The sequence below is a fragment of the Paracoccus sp. pheM1 genome (assembly GCF_018499825.1).
In the GTDB taxonomy this organism is placed as follows: Bacteria; Pseudomonadota; Alphaproteobacteria; order Rhodobacterales; family Rhodobacteraceae; genus Paracoccus; species Paracoccus versutus.
In genome coordinates, this window is the sequence record NZ_JAGXCX010000002.1 from 1,203,239 (window position 1) to 1,222,617 (window position 19,379).

Genomic DNA, 19,379 nt, shown 5'->3' on the forward strand with positions numbered 1-19,379 from the left:
GCGGCCCGGCCGGAACCCGAAAGCGGAGGCGAAGATGACCAGCAGAAAGACCCCGAGCGCCGAGGGAACGAAGGGGCAGGGCGCGGCGGGCCCGGTGCTGTTGTCGGGCGGCAATCCCCAGATCGCCAAGGGTTATGGCGACGGCCCGGTCCAAGCCTATATCGCCGCCATGCCGGAATGGAAAAGCGACCTCGGCCGGCGGATGGACGACATCATCACGCGCGTCGTCCCCGGCGTGCGCAAGGCGGTCAAATGGAACTCGCCCTTCTACGGGATGGAGGACGACCTCTGGTTCCTCAGCTTTCATTGCTTCACGAAATACGTGAAGGTCACGTTCTTTCGCGGCGCCGCGCTGGAGCCGCCGCCGCCGGGCAAGTCCAAATATCCCGAGGTGCGCTATCTCGACATCCGCGAAGGCGGGTTCGACGAAGCGCAGTTCGCCCGCTGGGTCAAGCAGGCCAGCCGGTTGCCGGGCGAGAAGCTGTGACGGGGCCGCATCGCCGCGCCGGACTTCGCCGCGCGGCGGGCTTTGCCTGGGGGAAAGGCGCCGGGAAAGACGCTGGGGCGGGGGGCGAAAGCCCCGCGGTCGCGGCGGCGGCCTCTGTGGTCATGGCGTGGCAGGCGGGCGGCTGCCGCGACAACCCGCGGCTGCGGGCCTAGTCCACGATGCGGTCCACCTGGCGAATGATCGACAGCACCTGGGCGCTTTCCGGATCGTAGCGGATCAGCTTGCCGTCCACGATGCCGTAGCGGCTGCCCGAGGGCGCCTCGCTCATCCCGTAAAGACCGGGGCGCGTCACCTGGTGCAGGCGCGCGCTGTCCAGCCGGTCCCCGACCCGCAGCATGGCGGATTGGCCGAAGGTGGCCTGGGCGTTGGCCTTGGCCGCCTGGCCCACCCCTTGCGCAAGGGTGGCCGGCGCGAGGAGGCCAATCAGGGCCGCGGCGAGAATCAGGCTCTGGCGATTGCGTAACATGGCTTCCAGCCTGGCACGAAAATCCTTTATCAAAGGTTAAACGCCGCAAGCCCCCGATCGGCTCCCTCACGAATCCGAGAAATCAGCCTTCCCGGTGTCGTCCGACGAATCTCGGGAGCATTGCCGAGAAGTCCTGGCCCTTTCCGTCCTCGTCCTCGACGAAGCGGGCGTAGAGGGCTGCGGCGAGCTGGCCCATGGGGGTGTCGGCATCGGCGGCCTCGGCGGCCTGCTGGGACAGGCGCAGGTCCTTGAGCATCAGTTCCGCGGCGAAGCCCGGCTTGTAGCCGTTGTCGGCGGGCGATTGCGGGCCGACGCCCGGCGCCGGGCAATAGGCGTTCATCGACCAGCTGTAGCCCGAGGAGGTCGAGACCACGTCGAACATCTTTTGCCGGTCCAGCCCCAGCTTGTCGGCCAGGGCAAAGGCCTCGCAGGTGGCGATCATGGTCACGCCCAGGATCATGTTGTTGCAGATCTTGGCAGCCTGGCCGGCGCCCGCCTCGCCGCAATGCACGGCCTTCTGGCCCATGACGTCGAAAAGCGGCTTCACCTTGGCGAAGGCATCGGCCGAGCCGCCGACCATGAAGGTCAGCGTGCCGGCGGTGGCGCCGCCGACCCCGCCCGAGACCGGCGCGTCCAGCGCGCCCAGGCCCGCCGCCGCGGCCTGCGCCGCCGCCGCGCGGGCGCTGTCCACGTCCACCGTCGAGCAGTCGCAGAACACCGCGCCCGCGGCCATGGCCGGGATCGCCTCTGCCGCGACCGCGCGCAGGATGGCGCCGTTCGGCAGCATGGTGATCACCACCTCGGCGCCCGCGGCCGCCTCGGCCGCCGTCGCCGCCTTGGCGACGCCCTCGGGCATCGGCGCGGCCAGGTCGAAGCCTGCGACCGCGTGCCCCGCCCTGGCCAGGTTGGCCGCCATCGGGCCGCCCATGTTGCCCAGGCCGATGAATCCGATCTTCATGTCCGGTCCTCCCATTCGATTTCGTCCTCGCCCAGCGGCGCCAGCATGGCCGCGACATGCGCGGGGCCGGCATCGGCCGACCATCGCGGGTTGCGGTCCTTGTCGATGATCTGCGCCCGCACGCCTTCCAGGAAGTCGCTTTCCGCCGTGGCGCGGGCGGTAAAGCGCAGCTCGCGCGCCAGGCTGTCGCGCAGGCTGGCGTCGCCGCGCGCCGCGCGCACCAGCGCCAGCGTCGCCGCCATCGACAGGGGCGAGTTGCGGCGCAGGGGCTTGAGCGCCGCCTCGTCGCCCGCCGCCTCCAGCGCGGCCGCGATCTCGGCCACGCTCGGACCGCCGAAGGCCGAAAGGTCGCGGCCCTCCAGCGGCGCCGTGGGGCGGGGGTGGGGCGCGATCGCCGTCGCGTCGCCGGTCTCGGCCAGCCGGTCGATCAGCGCCGGCCATTCCGCCTCGGGGATATAGGCGTCGGCGAAGCCGGTGAAGATCGCGTCGCCGGCGCCGATCCGCGCCCCGGTCAGGCCCAGGTATTCGCCGCAGCGGCCCGGCGCATGGCCCAGAAGCCAGCTGCCGCCCACGTCGGGGATCAGGCCGATGCCGGTCTCGGGCATGGCGATCTGGGTGGTGTCGCCGACGATGCGGTGGCTGGCATGGCCGCCGACGCCGACGCCGCCGCCCATGACGAAGCCCTGCATCAGCGCGACCACGGGCTTGGGATATTCGGCGATCCGCGCGTTCATGCGGTATTCGTCGCGAAAGAACGCGCGCCCGACCCGGTGGTCGCCCTCGAGCCCCGCGCGATAGACCGCGGCGATGTCGCCGCCCGAGCAGAAGGCGCGCTCGCCCGCGGCGTCGATGACGACCAGCGCCACCTCGGGGTCGTGCTGCCATTCGCGCAAGGCGGCGTCGATGGCCAGCGCCATCTCGTGGCTCAGCGCGTTCAGCGCCTGCGGGCGGTTGAAGGTCAGCCGGCCGGCGCGGCGGTCCTTGCGGGCGATCATCTCGGATTCGGGCATCTCGGATTCGGGCATCTCGGATTGGGGCATCTCGGATTCAGGCATCTCGGATTTGGGCATCTCGGCCATCAGTCACGCTCCGCCAGCAGGGCGCGGCCGACGATCAGCCGCATGATCTCGTTGGTGCCTTCCAGGATCTGGTGCACGCGCAGGTCGCGCACGATCTTCTCGATGCCGTAATCGGCCAGGTAGCCATAGCCGCCATGCAGCTGCAGGCATTGGTTGGCGACCTCGAAGGCGCGGTCGGTGACATGCAGCTTGGCCATGGCGCAGAACTTGGTCGCGTCGGGCGCGCCGCGGTCCAGCTTCCAGGCCGCCTGGCGCAGGAAGATGCGCGCCGATTGCAGCGCCGTCTCCATCTCGGCCAGGCGGAATTGCAGCGCCTGGAACTGGTCCAGCGTCTGGCCGAAGGCGCGCCGCTCGCCCATGTAGCGCAGGGTCGCCTCCAGCGCCGCCTGCGCGCCCCCCAGCGCGCCGGCCGAGATGTTCAGCCGCCCGCCGTCCAGGCCGGCCATGGCATAGGCAAAGCCGCGGCCCTCCTCGCCGATCAGGTTCTCTTCGGGGATGACGCAATCGTCGAACTGCACCTGGGCGGTCGGCTGCGCCTTCCAGCCCATCTTGTGCTCGAGCGCGCCGAAGCTGAGGCCGGGCGTGCCGGCCTCGACCACCATGGTCGAGATGCCGCGCGGCCCGTCCTGGCCGGTGCGGGCCATGACCAGGTAGCAATCCGAATAGCTGCCGCCCGAGATGAAGGCCTTGGTGCCGTTCAGCTTCCAGCCGCCCTCGACCCGCTCGGCGCGCGTGCGCAGGGCGGCGGCGTCGGAACCGGCGCCGGGCTCGGTCAGGCAATAGGAGAACACCGTCTCCATGCTGCACAGGCCGGGCAGCCAGCGCGCCTTGTTCGCGGGGGTGCCGAACTTGTCGATCATGCCGCCGCACATGTTGTGGATCGACAGGAACGAGCCGACCGAGGGGCAGGCCATGGCCAGCGCCTCGAAGACCAGCGTGGCATCCAGCCGCGAAAGCCCGGTGCCGCCATGCTCCTCGCCGACATAGACCCCGCCCAGGCCCAGTTCGGCCGCCTGCGCCCACAAGGCGCGCGGGATGGTCCCCGCCTCTTCCCAGGCGCGGGCCTGCGGCGCGATATGATCGGCCCCGAAATCCCGAGCCAGATCGAAGATCGCCCCCTGCTCCTCGCTCAGACCGAAATCCATGCTCTCCCCCTCATGTCTTTCGTGATGAATTGCCTTGCCCGGTCATGGCCGGGAAATGTTGCGCCAGTTTTGCAGCCTTGCGCGAAACTGCGGAGGTCGCCGCCCCGGCTTCTTTCGTGTCGAAATATCCCGGGGGAGCGTGCCCTGCACCCCGTCGAGGGGTGCAGGGCACGCGGGGGCAGAGCCCCCGCCCGCCCCTGCCGTCAGTCCATGGCCTTGAAGTTCAGCGCCACGCCGTCCTTGATGCCCGAGAACCAGCGGGCGGTCACGGTCTTGGTCTTGGTGTAGAAGCGGAAGGCGTCCGGGCCATACTGGTTCAGGTCGCCGAAGGCCGACTTCTTCCAGCCGCCGAAGGTGTAGTAGCTCAGCGGCACCGGGATCGGGAAGTTGATGCCGACCATGCCCACGTTCACCCGGCTGGCGAAGTCGCGCGCCGTGTCGCCGTCGGCGGTATAGATCGCCGTGCCGTTGCCGTAGTCGTTGTCCATGACCAGGTTCAGCGCGTCCTCGTAGCTTTGCGCGCGCACGGTGGACAGCACCGGGCCGAAGATCTCTTCCTTGTAGATGTCCATGTCGCGGGTCACGTTGTCGAAAAGCGACGGGCCGCAGAAGAAGCCGTTCTCATAGCCCTGGATCTTCAGCCCGCGGCCGTCCACCACCAGCTTCGCGCCCTGTTCCACGCCGGAATCGATCAGCCGGTTGATGCGCTCCTGCGCGGCCTTGGTGATGACCGGGCCGAAATCCACGTCCTCGCCGGCGGTATAGGGGGCGACCTTCAGCTTCTCGATCTTGGGGATCAGCCGCTCGATCAGCGCGTCGGCGGTCTTGTCGCCCACCGGCACCGCGACCGAGATCGCCATGCAGCGTTCGCCCGCCGCGCCGAAGCCGGCGCCGACCAGCGCGTCCGCCGCCTTGTCCAGGTCGGCATCGGGCATGATCAGCATGTGGTTCTTGGCGCCGCCGAAGCATTGCGCGCGCTTGCCGTTGGTCGCGGCGCGGCCATAGATGTATTGCGCGATCGGGGTCGAGCCGACGAAGCCCACCGCCTGCACGGTCGGATGGTCGAGGATCGCGTCCACGATCTCCTTGTCGCCGTTGACGACCTGCAGCACGCCGTCGGGCAGCCCGGCCTCTTGCGCGAGCTTGGCCAGCATGATCGAGGTCGAGGGCACGCGCTCGGACGGCTTCAGGATCATCGCGTTGCCGGCCGAAAGCGCCGGGCCCATCTTCCACAGCGGAATCATCGCCGGGAAGTTGAAGGGGGTGATGGCCGCGACCACGCCCAGCGGCTGGCGCATCGAGTAAAGGTCGATGCCGGGGCCGGCATTGTCGGTGAACTCGCCCTTGAGCATCGCGGGCACGCCCATGCAGACCTCGATCACCTCGAGCCCGCGCTGCACGTCGCCGCGCGCGTCGGGCAGGGTCTTGCCATGCTCGCGCGAGACCAGCTCGGCCAGGGCATCCATGTTGTCCTGGATCAGCTGGCCGAATTTCATCATCACCCGCGCGCGGCGCTGCGGGTTGGTGGCGGCCCAGGCGACCTGCGCCTTTTCGGCGCTCTTCACGGCGGCGTCCAGCTCGGCCGGGGTGGCCAGCGGCAGCCTGGCGATCACCTCGCCGGTCGCGGGGTTCATGACATCGCTGAAGCGGCCCGAGGTGCCCTTGACCTCTTTGCCGTCGATCCAGTGGCTCAGTTCTTCCATGGGTGCCTCCCGAGGGGTTCAGGTTTCGGGGGGATCATAGACTTGCAGCATTGCCGGAAAAAGAGGAAGTCTGGCAAAAGGGTTTTGCATTTCTGCAAAGGCGGCGGGCATGGACTGGGACGACCTGCGCATTTTCCTGGCCGTGGCGCGGGCCGACAGCCTGTCGGGGGCCGGGCGGCGGCTGGGCATCGACGCCTCGACCGTGGGCCGGCGGGTGGCGCGGCTGGAAGGCGCGCTGGGGGCCAAGCTTTTCATCAAGACGCCGCAGGGCTATGGCCTGGCGCCCGAGGGCGAGCGGCTGCTGCCCCATGCCGAGGCGGTCGAGGCGGCGCTGAGCGGCGCCGAGGAGGCGCTGACCGGCCCCGGCGACCTGGCCGGGCAATTGCGCATCGGCGCGCCGGACGGCTGTGCCAACTACCTGCTGCCGCAGGTCTGCGCGCGCCTGTCCGAGGCGCATCCGCGGCTGGAGATCCAGATCGTCGCCCTGCCGCGGGTCTTCAACCTGTCCAAGCGCGAGGCGGACATGGCCATCGCCGTCTCGCAGCCGCAGGCCGGGCGGCTGGTGGTGCAGCGGCTGACCGACTACCAGCTGCACCTGGCGGCGCATGAGGACTACCTGCGCGCCCATCAGCCGATCCGCTCGCGCGAGGATCTGCGCGGCCATCGCATGATCGGCTATATCGCCGACATGATCTTCGACCGCGAACTGGACTACCTGACCGAGACGGGGGCGGAATGGGCGGCGCTGACCTCGAACTCGGTCTCGGTGCAGATGCAGGCGATCCGGGTCGGTGCGGGCCTGGGCATCGTGCATGACTTCGCGATTCCCTTCTGCCCCGGCGTGCGGCGGGTGCTGACCGACCAGGTTTCGCTGACGCGCAGCTTCTGGCTGATCCGGCATGCCGACGACCGCCGCTCGCAGCGGATGAACCGGCTGGCGGATGCGCTGGCGCAGGGCATCCGGGCCGAGGTGGCGCGGCTCCAGGCGCTTGTCATCCCTTGATCGCTGCACTGCAACATCGGGCTTGACGCAAGCCGGGGTTGAGGTGACGCTGGGCGCCAGGACGCTTGCGCCAACCCGGAGGAGGAACAGCAATGCTCGTCAACCAGATCCTGTCGATGAAGGCCAGCGGCGAGATTTTCACCGTCGGCCCGGAAACCAGCGTGGCCGAGGCCACGAAGCTGCTTTCGGAAAAGCGCATCGGTGCGATCGTGGTATCCGAGGACGGCAAGATCCCGCTGGGCATCCTGTCGGAACGCGACGTGGTGCGCGAACTGGGCAAGCGCGGCGCCGCCGTCCTGGAGCAGCCGATCACCGAGCTGATGACCCGCAAGCTGGCGACCTGCACCACGGGCGAGGATGCGCTGGTGATTCTGGACCGCATGACCCAGGGCCGCTTCCGCCACCTGCCGGTGGTGGACGAGCGGGGCGAGATGGTCGGCATCGTCTCGATCGGCGATGCGGTTTCGGCCCGGCTCAAGGAACTCGCGGCGGAAAAAGAGGCGCTGACCGGGATGATCATGGGCAACTGACCCGGCCCGCTTGCCCGCCCTGCGAAATGCGGCCGGGCGCATGGTCTTGCATTCCTTGGCGAAACCCTGTTTGACTGCCGGCATTCGGCGAGGAGACGGCACCCCATGCGCATCGGGCTTTACCCAGGCACCTTCGATCCCATCACCCTGGGCCACCTGGACATCATCCAGCGCGCGCTGGAGCTGGTGGACCGGCTGGTGATCGGCGTCGCCATCAACCGCGACAAGAGCCCGCTGTTCGCGCTGGAGGACCGCGTCGCCATGGTGCGCGAGGAATGCGACCGCATCGTCGCCAAGCGCGGCGGCGAGATCGTGGTCCACCCGTTCGAGAACCTGCTGATCGACTGCGCCCGCGACGTCGGCGCCACGGTGATCGTGCGCGGCCTGCGGGCGGTGGCGGATTTCGAATACGAATTCCAGATGGTCGGCATGAACCGCGCCATGGACGACAGCATCGAGACGGTCTTCCTGATGGCCGACGCCCGCCGGCAGGCCATCGCCTCGAAACTGGTCAAGGAGATCGCGCGGCTGGGCGGGGACGTGTCGAAATTCGTTCCCCCCGCCGTCCGGGACGCGCTGGTCGAGCGCTTCGCGCGCTAAGGCTTTTTCTTTGCCGCGGGCCTGCTAACCTTCGTCGCATTGACGGAGGAGCAGATGGTATTTACCGATTCGGACCCCAAGCCCATTCCCACCCCCATCCCCGAGCCCGAGCGGCAGCCGCTGCCCGACCCCTTGCCCGATCCGGGCCCGGACGAGATCCCGCTGCCGGCGGTGATCGGGCTGGACGCCATCCCGGCGGTGCTGGCGGCGGGCTGGCGGGATTTCCGCCGCGCCCCGGCCTTCGGCCTGCTGTTCGCGGCCTTCTATGTCGCGGGCGGGCTGGTGCTGACCGCGGTGGCCACGGCGGCGGGGCAGGAATGGTGGCTGATGCCCTTCATCGTCGGCTTTCCGCTGATCGCGCCCTTTGCCGCCGTCGGCCTCTACGAGGTCAGCCGGCGCATCGAATCGGACCGGCCGCTGATCTGGCGCGAGGTGCTGGCCGTGGTCATCGCGCAAAAGGACCGGCAGGTGCCGTCGATGGCCATGGTCATCCTGCTGATGTTCATGTTCTGGGTCTTTGTCGCCCATACCACCTTCGCGCTGTTCATGGGCGTTTCGGCGCTGACCAACATCACCTCCTCGCCCGAGGTGCTGCTGCAGGGCCGCGGGCTGGTGATGCTGGGGGCGGGCACGGCGATCGGGGCGGGCTTTGCCGCGGTGCTGTTCTCGATCACCGTGGTCGGGCTGCCGCTGATCCTGGACCGCGAGGTGGACCTGGTCTCGGCCATCATCGCCAGCTTCCAGGCGGTGGGGGCGAACCTGCCGGTGATGCTGTCCTGGGCCGTGGTCATCGCCACGCTGCTGTTCGCGGGCATCGTGCCGCTGTTCCTGGGGCTTTTCGTCGTGCTGCCGGTGCTGGGCCATGCCAGCTGGCACATGTACCGGCTGCTGATGCCGGACCCCGAGCCATGAAAAAGGGCGGCCCCGCGGCCGCCCGATCATCTATCTTGCGCCGATCTTGCGCCGATGCCGGGATCACTCGGCTTCGGCATTGGCCGCGCGGGCGGGCGGCGCCAGCTTGGGGGTCACGCCATTGGCCAGCGGATCTTCCTGGCGCTGGACCGAGCCCTCGAAATGGGCGCCGGATTCGATGGCGATGGTCTTGTGGATGATGTCGCCCTCGACCCGCGCGGTGGCGGTCAGGCGGACCTTGAGGCCGCGGACGCGGCCGACGACGCGGCCGTTCACCACGACCTCCTCGGCGACGATCTCGCCGCGGATGGTGGCGCTTTCGCCGACGATCAGCTGATGGGCGCGGATGTCGCCCTCGACGGTGCCTTCGACCTGGACGTCGCCCTGGGTCTGGATGTTGCCGGTGACGGTCAGGTCCGCGGACAGCACCGAAGGCGCGGTGCGCGCACGCGGGGCCGCGGCTGCCGGAATGTCGTAACTCGTGTCAAGGCCGCGCGCCGGTTCGGGCTCGGGGGTCGGCTGGGTACGGGGGCCGGGTTCGGTAACACGGGTCTTAGAAAACATTTTGGGCTGCCTTGATGAAGCTCATGGGATTCACGGCACGGCCGTTCACGCGGACTTCATAGTGAAGATGCGGCCCGGTCGATCTGCCGGTATTGCCCATATCACCGATCTGGCTGCCGCGCGACACCTTTTGACCGGCCTTCACGCGAATCTTGGACAGGTGGCCATAGCGGGTCTCGGTGCCCAGCTCGTGCCGGATCTTGATCAGGTTGCCGTAGCCGCGCTGCCAGCCGGCAAAGATCACCGTGCCCTCGCCCGTGGCATAGACCGGCGTGCCGACCGGGGCGGCCATGTCGATGCCCTCATGCGCGCGGCCCCAGCGGCGGCCGAAGGGCGAGGTATAGCGGAAGGCCGATTTCACCGGCATGGCCAGCGGCATCTTCTCGACCGCGATGCGGTAGCTGTTCATCTGGTCCAGGGTGATCAGGATCTCTTGCGCCTTGGCCTCGCCCTGGCTGATCTCGGCATTGCCGCTGGAGGAATAGCTGACCGGGTTCAGCGGGCCGCCCTGCCCGGCATAGCCGCGGCGCACGGTGCGCAGGATCTCGTCCGGGTTCATGCCGACGCTGCGGAACATGTCGTCCAGCGGCTTGACCGAGACGGACACGGCGTCTTCCAGCTGCGACAGGATCTCGTCGTTGCGGGCGACGATCTGGTCGCGCTCCAGCGTGACGGCCTCGGCCAGGCGGCGGGCGTCCTCGGCCTGCTGCACCGCCTCGATGCGCTGGCCGGCGGCCTGTTTCAGCTCGCCCGCCAGGATGTCCAGCGCGGCCTGCAGTTCGGCGGTGCGGACGGGGGCGGCCTCGCCCTCGGGGCCGGCCAGCGCCTCGGCCTGCTGGCGGGCCTTCACCGCGTCCTGCAGGTCGGCCTGCACCGCGCCCAGCCCGGTTTCCAGTTCGCGCCGCTGCGCCTCGGTCTCCAGCAGCAGCGATTGCATGTGCGAGACCTGGTCCAGCGCCACGGCAAAGCGGTTCTGCGCCGCCACCGCCTCGGCGGCGCGGCGGTCGCGTTCGGCGGAAAGGTCGGTCAGCCGCGCTTCCAGGGCGCTTTGCGCCAGCCGGGCCTGGTGGCGCGACGAGCCGGCGCTGATCGCGTCGATGACCAGGATCGAGCTGGCGATGATCGACCAGCCGAAGACCAGCGCGATGCCCCCCAGGGCAAGAAGCTGCGTGGCCGGACGCAGCCGCAGGAAGCGGGTGGTCTTGTCCGACTTCAGGAAAAGGCGCTGTTCTGGCAGCCAGCGCTCAAGCACCGAATTCAGGCTGTGGGTGATCCGCAATGTCCCAGGTCCATGTTGTTTCGGCCGACCTGCCGGGCAAAGGCGGTCATGGCTGCGCACGGATAAATCCGACCTGTGGTCAAAGCGCAACAGGGGCGGGGGGCCTGCCCGAAGCTTGGGCGGATTGACGCCGATCGGGGCTGGCGGCGCGGGTGGTTATCCGCCGGGCGCAAAGGGGCCAAAACTGCAACCATGGGTTGATGGGAACGGGCCTTTCCATGAATCTATGAAAGATTGAAGGCATTTTTCCCCGCGGAATCGGATGGCGCGTCTTGACCGTCCGGTTCGGTTCGGCGCAGCAGGCGGCCGGATGACGCTGCCCGCAAAATGGGCAAACGAACGGGTTCAGATCGGCCGTTTCAGTGATTCCCCGCGGCTGTTCCGCCTGCGCGCCGGGAACCGCGCCGCGGGTCGCGGCGTTTGCGGCGGTTTCAGGCGATCTCGTAGGGCAGCGGGCCGGGGCGATCCGCCGGGATGCGGATATGGCGGTCCACCGGCGGCACCGAGCGCTGGTGGCAGTTCGGCCGCGGGCAGATCCGGCAGGACACGCCGATCGGCTCGAACAGCTGCGGATTGCCGATGTCCAGCCCATCGGCATAGACCACGTCGCGGGCATGGCTGATCTCGCAGCCCAGGCCGATGGCGAAGCGGCGCACCGGCGCGCCAAAGGCGCCCGCGGGCTTGGACACGTCCCGCGCCAGCAGCAGGTAGCGCTTGCCGTCCGGCGTCTCGGCCAGCTGGCGCAGGAAGCGGCCGGGCGTCTCGAAGGCCTGATGCACGTTCCACAGCGGACAGGCGCCGCCGAAGCGGGCGAATTGCATCCGCGTGGCGGAATGGCGCTTGGTGATCGTGCCCGCCTGGTCGACGCGGACGAAAAAGAACGGCACCCCCCGGTCGCCGCCGCGTTGCAGGGTCGAAAGCCGATGCGCCACCTGTTCCAGCGAGGCGTGGAACAGATGCGCCAGCCGCTCGAGGTCGTGCCGCTCGGCCCGCGCGGTGGCCAGGAAGCGGGAATAGGGCATCATCGCCGCGCCGGCGAAATAGTTCGCCAGCCCCAGCCGGGCGATGTCGCGGGCCGAGCCGCTGCGAAAGCGCGCCAGCTCCAGCGTCGCCTCCAGCAGGTCGCCGCGCGATTCCAGCGCCAGCAGGTGCAGCAGCTGGAAGGCCTGCGTGGCGGGCTCGGCGGCGGCGTTCAGGGTGATGCGCTTGCCGTCGCGCAGATAGACCGGGCCGCTGCCCAGCTCGGCCGTCACCACCTCGATGCCGCGCTCGGCCAGGGCGGCGATGGCGCGGTCCAGCGGGCGCTGCTCGGGGCGGATGCGGGCGAAATGCTCGGCGGCGTGGTCCACCGCGTCGATATAGTTGTCGCAATAGTGGAAGAAGTCGCGCACCTCTTCCCAGGGCGAGGGGGTGGCGTTCTGCGCCCCCGCCCCCAGCGCCTCGTCCAGCGCCGCCAGCCGCTCCTGCCCCTCGCGATGGGCGCGATAGAGGTCCAGGAAGGCGCGCGCCAGCGCCGGGGCGTTGGTCGCGGCCAGCCGCAGGTCGGCGCGGGGCGGCGTGGCGTCGAACAGCGGATCGGCCAGCGCCTCGGCCATGTCCATCACCATGCGCTCGGCATCGCCGACCGCCATGGCGCCCAGATCGACCGAAAACTCGGAGGCCAGCTTCAGCAGCACCCCGGCCGAGACCGGGCGGTGGTTGTTCTCCATCTGCGACAGATAGGGCAGCGACACGCCCAGCCGGTCGGCAAAGGCGCGCTGGGTCAGGCCGGCGCGGGCCCGCGTCTCGCGCAGGGCGACGCCGGCATAGATCTTTTGTGTGGCCATGCGAGTCCTCTTTGCAAAGCAGCCATACGCTTTGCAAAGGCGTTGCCGCAAGGGGGATCAGCGGCCGGCGATGACCTGCCTTTCGCGGATCATGACCCAGAGGATGAAGCCGATCGAGGCGATGGCCGACCCTGCCATGATGACCAGAAGCGGCGCCGCCCCCGATTCGTCGTGCAAGAGCGCGCCGGCCAGCGCCGCCAGCCCGGCGCCGCCCGCCACCGCCATGGCGCCGCCCAGCCCGCTGGCGGTGCCGGCCAGTTCGGGGCGCACGCTCATCATCCCGGCATTGGCATTGGGCAGCACCATGCCGTTGCCCAGCCCCATCAGCCCGACCGCGCCGAAGAAGACCAGCGGCGTCAGCCCGCCCATCAGGTCCACCGCCAGCGCCATCACCAGGAAGACCGAGCAGATCAGCGCCCCCGACAGGATCATCCGGTTCATGCCGATGCGGGTCGAGAACCGCGCCGAAAGGTAGTTCCCCAGCGCATAGCCGATCGAGGGGCCGGCGAACCAATAGCCGACCTCGGCCGGCGACAGGTGCAGCACCACCTGGCCGACAAAGGGCGCGCCGCCCAGATAGGCATAGAACGACCCCGCGCTGAGCGTCGCCGCCAGCGCATAGCCCCAGAAGCGCTGCGAGCGGGCAAGCACCGGATAGGTGGCGACCTGCCGGCGCAGCGGCACGCCGCCGCCGCGCGCCGTCTCGGGCAGGTCGAAGGCGCAAAGCGCCATGACCGCCAGCCCGGTCAGCCCCATGGCGACGAAGCTGGCGCGCCAGCCCAGGGTCTCGTCCAGCACGCCCCCCAGCGTGGGCGCGACCATCGGCACCAGCGACATGCCCATGGTGACATAGCCGATCATGCTGGCCGCCTGCTCGGCCGGCACGATGTCGCGCACCACGGCGCGGCTGATGACGAAGCCGGTGGTGGCGACCGCCTGGATCAGGCGGAACAGCATGAACCAGGCCGCATCCCTGGCCAGCAGCGCCCCCACGGTCGCCAGCAGGAAGATCGCGAAGGAGCCCAGCACCACCGGCCGGCGGCCATAGCGGTCGCTGATCGGGCCGCAAAGCAGTTGCAGCACCGCGCTGACCCCCAGGAAGGCCGAGACGGACAGCTGCATGAAGCCGTATTCCACGCCGAAATCCCGCGCCATGGCCGGCAGCGAGGGCAGGAAGATGTTCATCGAAAGTGCCCCGGCGGCCGAGATGGAAACCAGGGTCAGGATGCTTGGCCGGCGGGGAAGGGAAGGGGTCGCGCTGCTCATGCCCGCACCTTTGCCCGGCCGGCGGGCAAAGGCAATCGCCTGTTTACAGGGCACAGTTTCGCGTCAATGCGCCGAGCCGCCGAAATCGTGGAAGATCAGGAAGGCGCCCAGGCAGATGCAGGCAAAGCCGGCCGCCACGTTCCAGGTCAGCTTCTCGCCCAGCCACGCCCAGGAGAACAGCACGAAGACCGACAGGCTGATGACCTCCTGGATGGTCTTGAGCTGCGCGGCGTTGAAATGGCCGTAGCCGCTGCGGTTCGCGGGCACCTGCAGCACATATTCGAAGAAGGCGATGCCCCAGCTGACCAGGATGACCAGCATGAGCGGCGCGGTCTTGAACTTCAGGTGCCCGTACCAGGCGACGGTCATGAACAGGTTCGACAGGATCAGCAGGCCGATGGTGACGAACGGCACCGGCAGGTTCATTCGGCAGGATCCCAGCTGCGATGTTTTTCCAGGTTGCCGAAGCGGGTGAAGCGGCCCTCGAAGGACAGCTCGACCGTGCCGATCGGGCCGTGGCGCTGCTTGCCGATGATGACCTCGGCCTTGCCGTGGCAGGATTCCATGACCTGCTGCCACGTGGCCATCTTGTCGAGGTCGTGGTCGGCGGGCTTTTCGCGCTCGCGGTAATATTCCTCGCGGAAGACGAACATGACGATGTCGGCGTCCTGCTCGATGCTGCCGGATTCGCGCAGGTCGGACAGCTGCGGGCGCTTGTCCTCGCGGCTCTCGACCTGGCGCGACAGCTGCGACAGCGCGATGACGGGGATGTCCAGCTCCTTGGCGACGGCTTTCAGGCCCTGGGTGATCTCGCTCACCTCGTTGACGCGGCTGTCCTTGGCCGATGCGGCGCGCAGAAGCTGGAGATAGTCCACGATCAGCAGGTCCAGCCCCATGGTGCGCTTGAGCTTGCGGGCGCGGGCGGCCAGCTGGTTGATCGGCAGGGCGGGCGTGTCGTCGATGTAAAGCGGGCAGTTCTGCAGGTCGTGGGCGGCCTTGACGAAGCGGCGGAACTCGTCCTCGGTCATGTCGCCGCGGCGGATCGCCTCGCTGGGCACCTCGGCCGCCTCGGACAGGATGCGCGCGGCCAGCTGCTCGGCCGACATCTCGAGGCTGAAGAAGCCGACGACGCCCCCCGCCACCGTGCCGTGGCTGCCGTCGGGCAATTCGCCCAGGCGATGCGCCTTGGCGACGTTGAAGGCGATGTTGGTGGCCAGCGAGGTCTTGCCCATCGAGGGCCGCCCGGCCAGGATGACCAGGTCCGAGCGGTTCAGCCCGCCCATCTTGCCGTCTAGGTCCACGAGCCCGGTCGAGATCCCCGACAGCCCGCCGCCGCGGCTGAAGGCGGCATTGGCGGCGTTCAGCGCCCCGGTGACGGCGGCCAGGAAGCTCTGGAAGCCGCGCTCGGCCACGCCCTGCTCGCCAAGCTTGTAGAGGATCTGCTCGGCCTCCTTGATCTGCTCCTCGGCGGAATCGCTGACCGTGACGGTGGCGGCGCGCGCGGCGATGTCCTGCCCCAGCCCGATCAGCTCGCGGCGCAGGGCGAATTCGCGGATCATCTGCGCATAGTCGCGCGCGGCATGGGACGAGATCGCCGCCCCCGCCAGCCGCGCCAGATAGGCCGGGCCGCCCAGTTCCTTCAGGCCCGCGTCATGCTCCATGAAGGCCTTGATCGTGACCGGGCTCGCCAGGGCGTTGCGGGCGATGCGCTCGGCGCAGATCTCGTAGATGCGGCGATGGACCGGGTCGTAGAAATGCCCGGCCTGGATAATGCGCGAGACGTGGTCGTAGACCTCGTTATTGGTCAGGAGCGCGCCCAGCAATTGCTGCTCGGCCTCGATCGAGAAGGGCACCGCCTGCGCGGCGGCGGCCTCGGCGATCTCGCCGGGCTTCCTGATTTCGACGGCGCGCAACTCGCTCATCCCATGGTCTCCGACCTTCGACTCGGCTGGGGGCCGTTATCCACCTTATGCGCCCCGCGGTCCATCGGGATATGCTGTGGATAAGCTGTGGGCGGAATGCCGCGCCTGCACGGGTGGCAAGGGCGGCATGGGTATTTGGCCAACAGAGAAGGACAGGGCGGCGCCCCGGTCTTCTTCGTTGCTCAAATACCCCTTGCCACCGTGCAGCCGGGCCGGCCGGATCAGGGATGCGCGGCCTGCCAGGCGCGGGGATCGGTCAGGAAGCTTTCGACCTCGGAGAGCGTCGCCTCGTCGTAGAAGCCCTGCGCCTTGGCCTCGGCCAGCACGTCCCACCAGGTGCAGAGATGGTGCAGCCTGACGCCGTGGTCCGCCAGGCGCTGCGTGGTTTCCGGGAAGATGCCGTAGTAGAAGATCACCGCCGTATGGCCGCAGGTCGCGCCGGTTTCGCGGATCGCGTCGACGAAGCTCAGCTTCGAGCCGCCGTCGGTGGTCAGGTCCTCGACCAGCAGCACGCGCTGGCCCTCGGTCATGGCGCCCTCGATGCGGGCGTTGCGGCCGTAGCCCTTGGGCTTCTTGCGCACATAGGTCATCGGCAGCTCCAGCCGCTCGGCCACCCAGGCGGCGAAGGGAATGCCCGCCGTCTCGCCGCCGGCCACGTTGTCGAAGGCGGCGAAGCCCGCCTCGCGCAGCACGGTCGCCGCCAGGAAGTCCATCAGCGTCGCGCGGATGCGCGGGAAGCTGATCAGCTTGCGGCAGTCGATATAGGTCGGCCCCTTCAGCCCCGAGGCATAGGTGAAGGGCTCGGCCGCATTGAAATGCACCGCCTTGATCTCCAGCAGCATGCGGGCGGTCAGCCGGGCGATTTCCTCATGCGGGGGGAAGGGCAGGGTCATGCGGGATCCTCGAGGTGCCAGTAGAGCGGGAAGCCGGGGTCGAAGACGGTGACGGTTTCGTCGCCGGCGGGGATATGGGTCGGATATGCGGCGGGTATCTCGCGCCTGACCAGCCGGATGCGATCCTCGTTGGGCTCCATGCGGTAGAAAGCGGCGCCGTGGAGCGAGGTGAAGCCTTCCAGCCGGTCGAGCGCGCCCTCCTCCTCGAAGACCTGGGCCAGGATCGACATGGTGTTGGGCGCGGTGAAGCAGCCGGCGCAGCCGCAGGCCGATTCCTTGGCGCGGTCCGGGTGCGGCGCCGAATCGGTGCCCAGGAAGAAGCGCGCGTCCCCCGAGGTCGCCGCGCGGCGCAGCGCCAGCCGGTGCGTCTCGCGCTTGGCGACCGGCAGGCAGTAGTAATGCGGCCGGATGCCGCCCGCCAGGATGTGGTTTCGGTTGATGACCAGGTGATGCGTGGTGATGGTGGCGCCGATGTCGTCGTTGCCCGCGACGTAATCCACCCCGTCCGAGGTGGTGATATGTTCCATCACCACCCGCAGGCCGGGCGTGGCGCGGCGGATCGGCTCCAGGACGCGGTCGATGAACGCCGCCTCGCGGTCGAAGATGTCCACCGCCGGGTCCGTGACCTCGCCGTGGAAGCAAAGCGGGATGCCGGCCTGGGCCATGGCCTCCAGCACGCCGCGCACCTTGTCGAAATCGCGCACGCCCGAGGCCGAATTGGTGGTCGCCCCGGCCGGGTAGAGCTTGACCGCCGAGATGATTCCCTGCGCATGGGCAGCCAGCACATCGGCCGGATCGGTGGTTTCGGTCAGGTAGAGCGTCATCAAGGGACGCAACGTCATTTCCGGGGCCAGGGCGGCGCGGATGCGGTCGCGATAGGCCGCGGCCTGCGCCCCTGTCACCACCGGCGGCACCAGGTTCGGCATGATGATCGCCCGGCCGAAATGGCCGGAAAATGAAGCCACTGCCTGCAACATGGCGCCGTCGCGCAGGTGCAGGTGCCAGTCGTCGGGGCGTCGGAGCGTCACGGATTTGGTCATGATTTTCCCTCTATACCGGGTGCGGCAGCAAGGCCATAGGGCAAAGATCCTGTCCACGGGGGCTCTTGGCATTTCCCCGCCATGGGCGCAGCCTTGCCCGCCTGTTGTTCGTTCATAGGGAATTCGTGATGGGTTTCGGGAAGATGAATTATGCGGCGATGCAGGCGCCGCTGCTGTTGTGGCAGCAGATGGCGCGCATGGCCTGGGAATCGCAGATGGTCATTGCCTTGCGGACGGCGGGGATGATGGGGCTTGTGCGCCAGGACGCGGCCGAGCCGCAGCGCATGGTGGTGGAAAAGGCCGATGCCGCCTCCGAGGCGCTGCAGGCCGCGCTGCGTGCCGCCGGGCGGGGCGAGCGGGCCGACCGGGTGATGGCGGCGGCGCTGCGGCCCTATCGCAAGCGCACCCGTGCCAATGTGCGGCGCCTTTCGGGCAAGAACTGACGGGCGACCGGCGGCGCCGGTCCGCCGGAAATGAAAACGCGCCCGGCGAGGGCGCGTTTCGGTTTTCGGATCGAGCCCTTGCGGGTTCAGATGTGGGCTCAGATCAGCTTGCCCATGGCGACCGCGGTGTCGGACATGCGGTTCGAGAAGCCCCATTCGTTGTCATACCAGGTCAGGATGCGGCAAAGCTTGCCCTCCATCACCTTGGTCTGGTCCATGTGGAAGACCGAGCTGTGGCTGTCGTGGTTGAAGTCCGAGGAGACCAGCGGCTCGTCGGTATAGCCCAGGATGCCCTTCAGCGGGCCGTCGGCGGCGGCGCGGATGGCCTGGTTGATTTCCTCGACCGAGGTGTCGCGGGCGGCTTCGAAGACCAGGTCCACGACCGAGACGTTGGGCGTCGGCACGCGGATCGCCACGCCGTCCAGGCGGCCCTTGAGTTCGGGCAGCACCAGGCCCACGGCCTTGGCCGCGCCGGTCGAGGTCGGGATCATCGACAGCGCCGCGGCGCGGGCGCGATACAGATCCTTGTGCATGGTGTCGAGCGTCGGCTGGTCGCCGGTATAGCTGTGGATCGTGGTCATGAAGCCGCGGGCGATGCCGATCGAATCGTTCAGCACCTTGGCCACCGGCGACAGGCAGTTCGTCGTGCAGCTGGCGTTCGAGACGACGATGTCGTCCTTGGTCAGCGTGTCGTGGTTCACGCCGAAGACGATGGTCTTGTCGGCATTGTCGCCGGGGGCCGAGATCAGCACCCGCTTGGCGCCGGTCGACAGGTGCGGCTGCACCTTTTCCTTGGAGGCGAAGATGCCGGTGCATTCCATGATGACGTCGATGTCGCCCCAGGGCAGGTCGGCCGGGTTGCGGATCGCCGTGACCTTGATCGGACCGCGGCCGACGTCGATCGAATCGCCCGAAACCGTGACCTGGGCGGGGAAGCGGCCGTGGACCGAGTCGTAGCGCAGCAGATGCGCATTGGTTTCGACCGGGCCCAGGTCGTTGATCGCCACGACCTCGATATCATTGCGCCCCGATTCGATGATCGCGCGCAGCACGTTCCGACCGATCCGGCCAAAGCCGTTGATCGCTACCTTGACAGCCATAGGTTTCCTCCGCCGCTGATGATGTTCGCGCTGCAAATAGCCCGCATCGCCGGGGGAATGCAAATGCCTGCAAGCGAAAGGGGCGGAAACTCGGCGGAAAGGGGGGTGCCGAGGGCATGGTTGCGACGTATGGTCGCTGCCG

At 68.6% G+C, this 19,379-nt stretch carries 20 protein-coding genes; 6 read left to right on the top strand and 14 right to left on the bottom strand.

All coding sequences use genetic code 11. From position 1 onward, the window contains the following. The first annotated feature begins 34 nt into the window (after window positions 1-34). Window positions 35-487 (top strand): DUF1801 domain-containing protein, encoded by a 453-nt coding sequence (locus KF941_RS20035; protein ID WP_072462476.1) that lies wholly within the window; start codon window positions 35-37, stop codon window positions 485-487. 169 nt (window positions 488-656) lie between these two features. On the opposite strand, the gene KF941_RS20040 is transcribed toward KF941_RS20035, so the two are convergent. From KF941_RS20040 to KF941_RS20060, 5 genes are all read right to left on the bottom strand, one after another. After that, complete coding sequence (locus KF941_RS20040) at window positions 657-974, bottom strand: hypothetical protein (protein ID WP_036761050.1); 318 nt, start codon at window positions 972-974, stop codon at window positions 657-659. A gap of 82 nt (window positions 975-1,056) precedes the next feature. Beyond that, window positions 1,057-1,932 carry a 3-hydroxyisobutyrate dehydrogenase gene (mmsB, locus tag KF941_RS20045; RefSeq protein WP_214274334.1) on the bottom strand — a complete coding sequence of 292 codons (876 nt, stop codon included), beginning with the start codon at window positions 1,930-1,932 and terminating at the stop codon, window positions 1,057-1,059. After that, window positions 1,929-2,942 carry an enoyl-CoA hydratase/isomerase family protein gene (locus tag KF941_RS20050; RefSeq protein ID WP_214274625.1) on the bottom strand — a complete coding sequence of 338 codons (1,014 nt, stop codon included), beginning with the start codon at window positions 2,940-2,942 and terminating at the stop codon, window positions 1,929-1,931. Before KF941_RS20050 ends, mmsB begins: the two co-directional genes overlap by 4 nt. 68 nt (window positions 2,943-3,010) lie before the next feature. Beyond that, on the bottom strand, window positions 3,011-4,156 hold the full coding sequence (locus KF941_RS20055; protein ID WP_214274335.1) for an acyl-CoA dehydrogenase family protein: 1,146 nt from the start codon (window positions 4,154-4,156) through the stop codon (window positions 3,011-3,013). Between the two features lie 203 nt (window positions 4,157-4,359). Beyond that, window positions 4,360-5,859, bottom strand: coding sequence for a CoA-acylating methylmalonate-semialdehyde dehydrogenase (locus tag KF941_RS20060; protein ID WP_036761059.1), 1,500 nt, complete (start codon window positions 5,857-5,859; stop codon window positions 4,360-4,362). Between the two features lie 109 nt (window positions 5,860-5,968). Between KF941_RS20060 and KF941_RS20065 the strand changes: the two genes are divergently transcribed. The 4 genes from KF941_RS20065 to KF941_RS20080 all read left to right on the top strand — a co-directional run bounded on the left by KF941_RS20065 (window position 5,969) and on the right by KF941_RS20080 (window position 8,904). After that, window positions 5,969-6,862, top strand: a complete 894-nt coding sequence (locus KF941_RS20065) for a LysR family transcriptional regulator (RefSeq protein WP_214274336.1) — start codon at window positions 5,969-5,971, stop codon at window positions 6,860-6,862. A gap of 92 nt (window positions 6,863-6,954) precedes the next feature. Beyond that, window positions 6,955-7,392: a CBS domain-containing protein gene (locus KF941_RS20070; RefSeq protein ID WP_036761065.1), complete on the top strand. Its 438-nt coding sequence runs from the start codon at window positions 6,955-6,957 to the stop codon at window positions 7,390-7,392. Between the two features lie 105 nt (window positions 7,393-7,497). Further along, window positions 7,498-7,992, top strand: a complete 495-nt coding sequence (gene coaD / locus KF941_RS20075) for a pantetheine-phosphate adenylyltransferase (RefSeq protein ID WP_036761068.1) — start codon at window positions 7,498-7,500, stop codon at window positions 7,990-7,992. Between the two features lie 54 nt (window positions 7,993-8,046). Beyond that, window positions 8,047-8,904, top strand: a complete 858-nt coding sequence (locus KF941_RS20080; RefSeq protein ID WP_083539131.1) for a DUF2189 domain-containing protein — start codon at window positions 8,047-8,049, stop codon at window positions 8,902-8,904. Between the two features lie 63 nt (window positions 8,905-8,967). Here the strand turns inward: KF941_RS20080 and KF941_RS20085 are convergent, their stop codons facing one another. The 8 genes from KF941_RS20085 to pyrC form a co-directional block, all read right to left on the bottom strand. Continuing rightward, complete coding sequence (locus tag KF941_RS20085; RefSeq protein WP_072462481.1) at window positions 8,968-9,468, bottom strand: polymer-forming cytoskeletal protein; 501 nt, start codon at window positions 9,466-9,468, stop codon at window positions 8,968-8,970. Next, the gene (locus tag KF941_RS20090; protein ID WP_072462482.1) at window positions 9,458-10,747 is read right to left on the bottom strand and encodes a M23 family metallopeptidase; all 1,290 of its coding nucleotides are present in this window, start codon (window positions 10,745-10,747) and stop codon (window positions 9,458-9,460) included. The genes KF941_RS20085 and KF941_RS20090 overlap by 11 nt, the downstream gene beginning before the upstream one ends. 431 nt (window positions 10,748-11,178) lie before the next feature. After that, window positions 11,179-12,573, bottom strand: a complete 1,395-nt coding sequence (locus tag KF941_RS20095) for a helix-turn-helix transcriptional regulator (protein WP_036760093.1) — start codon at window positions 12,571-12,573, stop codon at window positions 11,179-11,181. 57 nt (window positions 12,574-12,630) lie between these two features. Then, the gene (locus KF941_RS20100) at window positions 12,631-13,839 is read right to left on the bottom strand and encodes a multidrug effflux MFS transporter (protein ID WP_214274337.1); all 1,209 of its coding nucleotides are present in this window, start codon (window positions 13,837-13,839) and stop codon (window positions 12,631-12,633) included. Window positions 13,840-13,902: 63 nt separating this feature from the next. Beyond that, window positions 13,903-14,265: a DMT family protein gene (locus KF941_RS20105; RefSeq protein WP_036760088.1), complete on the bottom strand. Its 363-nt coding sequence runs from the start codon at window positions 14,263-14,265 to the stop codon at window positions 13,903-13,905. Then, window positions 14,262-15,761, bottom strand: coding sequence for a replicative DNA helicase (locus KF941_RS20110; protein WP_036760087.1), 1,500 nt, complete (start codon window positions 15,759-15,761; stop codon window positions 14,262-14,264). The genes KF941_RS20105 and KF941_RS20110 overlap by 4 nt, the downstream gene beginning before the upstream one ends. Before the next feature lie 221 nt (window positions 15,762-15,982). Then, window positions 15,983-16,654 (bottom strand): orotate phosphoribosyltransferase, encoded by a 672-nt coding sequence (locus tag KF941_RS20115; protein WP_036760086.1) that lies wholly within the window; start codon window positions 16,652-16,654, stop codon window positions 15,983-15,985. Beyond that, window positions 16,651-17,694: a dihydroorotase gene (pyrC, locus tag KF941_RS20120; protein ID WP_072462484.1), complete on the bottom strand. Its 1,044-nt coding sequence runs from the start codon at window positions 17,692-17,694 to the stop codon at window positions 16,651-16,653. The genes KF941_RS20115 and pyrC overlap by 4 nt, the downstream gene beginning before the upstream one ends. 128 nt (window positions 17,695-17,822) lie before the next feature. On the opposite strand from pyrC, the gene KF941_RS20125 reads away from it, so the two are divergent. After that, window positions 17,823-18,137, top strand: coding sequence for an antibiotic ABC transporter (locus KF941_RS20125; protein WP_083539132.1), 315 nt, complete (start codon window positions 17,823-17,825; stop codon window positions 18,135-18,137). Between the two features lie 98 nt (window positions 18,138-18,235). On the opposite strand, the gene gap is transcribed toward KF941_RS20125, so the two are convergent. Then, window positions 18,236-19,237, bottom strand: a complete 1,002-nt coding sequence (gene gap / locus KF941_RS20130; protein WP_036760081.1) for a type I glyceraldehyde-3-phosphate dehydrogenase — start codon at window positions 19,235-19,237, stop codon at window positions 18,236-18,238. Between the last annotated feature and the right edge of the window lie 142 nt (window positions 19,238-19,379).